4 protein-coding genes are annotated in these 3,665 nt (G+C 71.3%); all 4 read left to right on the top strand.

Annotated features, from left to right (window positions below):
- Positions 1-647, top strand: a 647-nt coding sequence (locus K7B10_RS40120) for an HSP18 transcriptional regulator (RefSeq protein ID WP_372481593.1), incomplete at its 5' end; no start/stop codon positions are given.
- Positions 648-1,350: 703 nt separating this feature from the next.
- Complete coding sequence (locus K7B10_RS40115; protein ID WP_229345916.1) at positions 1,351-1,947, top strand: hypothetical protein; 597 nt, start codon at positions 1,351-1,353, stop codon at positions 1,945-1,947.
- A 451-nt stretch (positions 1,948-2,398) separates the two neighbouring features.
- Positions 2,399-3,040 carry a carbonic anhydrase gene (locus K7B10_RS40110; protein WP_267502806.1) on the top strand — a complete coding sequence of 214 codons (642 nt, stop codon included), beginning with the start codon at positions 2,399-2,401 and terminating at the stop codon, positions 3,038-3,040.
- Positions 3,041-3,345: 305 nt separating this feature from the next.
- Positions 3,346-3,665 (top strand): hypothetical protein (locus K7B10_RS40105; protein WP_229345913.1); only part of this gene is annotated, 320 nt, incomplete at its 3' end.

The following is a 3,665-nucleotide window of genomic DNA, read 5'->3' as shown; positions in this document are numbered from 1 at the left end:
GAACCCGCCCCGCCGACACCCGTGCACTTCCCCGCCGCCGCAGCAGCACTGGAGGCCATCAACCAGTCCGTAAGAGACGCGCAGCAGTCCTCCGCACACACCAGCAGCCCCAGCACCCCCCGCGGGCTTCCGGCCCACACGCGGCTCTGGCCGCACTGCTGACGCTGCGCGAGGTCCGTAAACAGCTCACCGGCTGGGAGAGCGGCCTGATCGAAACCGCCCGCGGACAAGGTGGCAGGTGGGCCGAGCTCGCCGGTCCCCTCGGCGTCGCCAGCCGCCAGGCCGCCGAACGCCGCTACCTCCGCCTGCGCCTCGGCACCCCCGGCGAGGAACGCGTCCAGGCCACCCGCGACACCCGCGCCGCCGACCGCACCGTCACCGCCTGGGCCCGCGACAACGCCGCCGACCTCCGCCGCCTCGCCGGCCAGATCACCGCCCTCACCAACCTCCGCGCCAGCGCCCAAGACGCCGTCAGCGACCTGAACCGGGCCCTCGCCGACACCAACGCAGCCCGCCTCCTCCGGCCCCTGGCCGACACCCGGCCCTACCTGCGCCCCCGAGGCTCGGCCCTCGCCCATTACATTGACGCCCTGGCCCGCCATGCCGACCGGCTCCGCCAGGACAGCCACGACCAGCGCACCGGTTGACACTTCCCGAACGACCAGGAATGGAAGGCAGCACCTGGCGGAGGAGGGCGGCACGGACGTGGAGGTCTGCCATCGGCAGCACGCCGCCGTGAAGCGGATAGACCAGCGAGCTCGCCGACGAACTGTTCGTCGACGACGCCACCCGGCCGGCGGGCCTGGCATTCCCCTCGCAGGGCGCTGTCCGGGTGGGAGTACGACTGCGTGTCAGCGCGTCACCTGATCGTCTTCCGGTGGTGTTGTGGAATGTCGGCGGTGCGGGAAAGCGACCGCGAGTCGCTCTTCCGGCCCCCGCTGCTGTCGGCCGCGGGCAAGTCCGGCAGCCGTCACACGTCGCCGGGTCCCCGCCCTCGGCCGGCAGCACCCACCCCGCGCTGCCCACGACGCAGAGCAAGGCCAGCGCAGCCGGTGCCCGGGACATCGTGACCCCGGGGCGGTACATCGGACATCGTCTTCTGCGACCGCTCTCGAGTTGGAACAGCGCAGCGAACGAATGGGGCACGGAAGGAGAGGTGAGCTGGCTCAGTCGTACGGCGTCAGGAGCGGGCCGGAGCGCGCACCTTCCCGGACGGTACGCTCCGGCACCGCTTCCCGCAGTCCGTTCGGACCAGCCGCAATGGCGGACACCGGTTGTCGGGGTGACGGTGGCGGGAGCGCCGGCCGGCCTGCCGGCGCTCCCGCCGCCCCCCGCCCCAGGAGCCATGACATGTCCGAACGCCATACCGTCCTGCGGAGCCTTCACGACGTCGGCCTGGCCGCATGGTTTGGCGGATCACTGATGGGCGCGGTTGGCCTCAACGGCGCCGCGAAGGAACAGGGCGCTGACTGGCAGCAGGGTGCCAGGATCGCGAGGGCGGGCTGGTCCCTGTGGGCCCCTGTCGGTACGGCCGCGATCGGCGCGTACCTCGTCGGCTCCGGTGGCCTGCTCGGCGCGAATGCCGCGCGCATCCTCACCCAACAGGGCTTCGCCGCCTCCACTCTGGCCAAGACCGCCCTGACCGGGGCCGCGCTGGGCGCCACCGTGTACGGCCGGGTCCTCGGCAAGAAGATCGAGCTCGCGTCGTCCAGGACGCCACGGGACGCGGAGAAGGCCGAACGGCTCCCCGTCGACACCGGGCAGGCCGAGCGCCACCTGTCCTATGTGCAGTGGGCCGTACCCGCCCTGACGTGCGGGCTGATCGTCCTCAATGCCCTCCACGGCGAGCAGCAGCGTCCCGCCCAGCAGCTCTACGGGATGCTGCGCCGGGCTCGCACCCTGGCTCCTTACGCGATGAGCATCCACCACTGGCGCCGAACCCACTGAGCCCTGCCGACGGCAGCATGGACGGCGGCTGCGCACGAGCCAGGCAAGACGGCAGTGCGAGGGGGCAGATATGCGCCCTCGACTCGAGCCCGCTGACGCTGGCGGGCGGCGGGCGAAGCGTCGACTCCGCCTAGGCGCGGACGGGCGGCACTACAGGTCGGCCAGGTGCTCGCGCACGGGTTCCAGGGGCGGACGTCCCGCACTTCGTCGCCTCGTGCAAGTTCACAAAGCAGGCCCGAGCCTTCGCAGCCCGACACGGCCTGGTCCTCGTCGACGTCGACCTGCTCGGCTACTGGAACAGCGGCGCAGCCTTGTCCGCGCTCCTCGACCTGGACATCGGCCGGTCCGGCACCAACCGGAAACTGGCCCCGGACAGCTGAGCCCTTGGTGTTCGGCGGCCCGGCGAGGGCCGAATGGTGCGATGGCAAAGACGAGCTCGTAGGCTGCGGCCATGACAAAGATCCCCAGCACGACGCCCCGCGGCGCCTTCGAGCAGCTCATGGCCGGTAACCAGCGGTTCGTCTCGGGTGCTGCCGAGCATCCGAATCAGGATGCCGCCCGCCGCGCCGAGACCGCGCCGTCCCAGCAGCCCTTCGCCGTGCTGTTCGGGTGCTCGGACTCCCGGCTGGCCGCCGAGATCATCTTCGACCGCGGCCTGGGCGACCTGTTTGTGGTCCGCACGGCGGGCCACGTCATGGGCGCGGAAGTCCTCGGCAGCATCGAATTCGGTGCGAGCGTCCTGGATGCGCCTCTCATCGTTGTCCTGGGGCACGACTCGTGTGGCGCGGTCGCCGCGGCCTGCGCCGCTCTCAAGGACGGGCAGACGCCGGGCGGCTTCGTCCGAGACGTGGTCGAACGGGTGACCCCCAGCGTGCTGGCGGCCCGGGCCGCCGGACGCGAGACGGCTGGCGAGATCCTGGCCGAGCACATCGAACACACAGTGGACCTGCTGCTGGAACGCTCCCGCGCCCTGGCCGAACGGGTGGCCGATGGCCGTCTCGGCGTGGTGGGACTGTCCTATCGGCTGGCGGACGGCAGTGCGCAGCTGGTCGCCTCTCGCGGCCTTGATGTGGCGGCTCCCGCCGCGTCTTGACCGCTCCCCGCCGAAGCCGGTCAGCATGATGTGCCGCGGTCGGAGGACCAACGGCGGGGCGCCTGCCGGAGGTCCCCGGCATGACCTCCATCTCCCACGGCAGCGGGACGCGCTCGCTGTTGACGGCGGCGTGTCGAAGGAGGTGACACGGCGCTCGCGTGTCAGCGGCCCCTGACTGTGCGTCGGCATCGGGTCCGGGGGCGGTGGGGCAAAAGCCGCCGGTTCGAGGCAAAGATGATCACTCAACCTGCCCTGCCATCGCGTGGCGGCCGCGGATGAGCGTCACCTCTTGACAGAATGCACCGGTGCAGCCGCTGCCGGTTCCCTGCCCCGCTCCCCTCATCCCGCACGTCACCGGAGCCAACGCCTTCCACGACGCCTACCGCAACGCCATGGCGCACAACGCCGTATTCGTCGCCATCGAATCCGAAGGCCAGCAGTGGACCGTCAAAGCGGACACCCTCACCGCCGGCTCCGGCCACACGGTCACCGATGCCGTCAACCATGCCATCCGGGCCGCGATCCTCAGCCTGGTCGACAACCGCGAGGCCGGTTTCGACGCCTACACCGGGCCCGTCTACTTCATGATGCACGGCGTGCACAGCGAAGAACGAGCCCGCGAACT

This window comes from Streptomyces flavotricini, from assembly GCF_020639365.1.
Classification (GTDB): domain Bacteria; phylum Actinomycetota; class Actinomycetes; order Streptomycetales; family Streptomycetaceae; genus Streptomyces; species Streptomyces flavotricini.
Note: the sequence above shows the minus strand (reverse complement) of the source record. Positions and strands in the feature narration are given on the sequence as shown.

Coding starts and splice junctions, on each gene's coding strand:
- K7B10_RS40110 (WP_267502806.1), top strand. CDS start 2,399: ATGACAAAGATCCCCAGCACGACGCCCCGCGGCGCCTTCGAGCAGCTC.
- K7B10_RS40115 (WP_229345916.1), top strand. CDS start 1,351: ATGTCCGAACGCCATACCGTCCTGCGGAGCCTTCACGACGTCGGCCTG.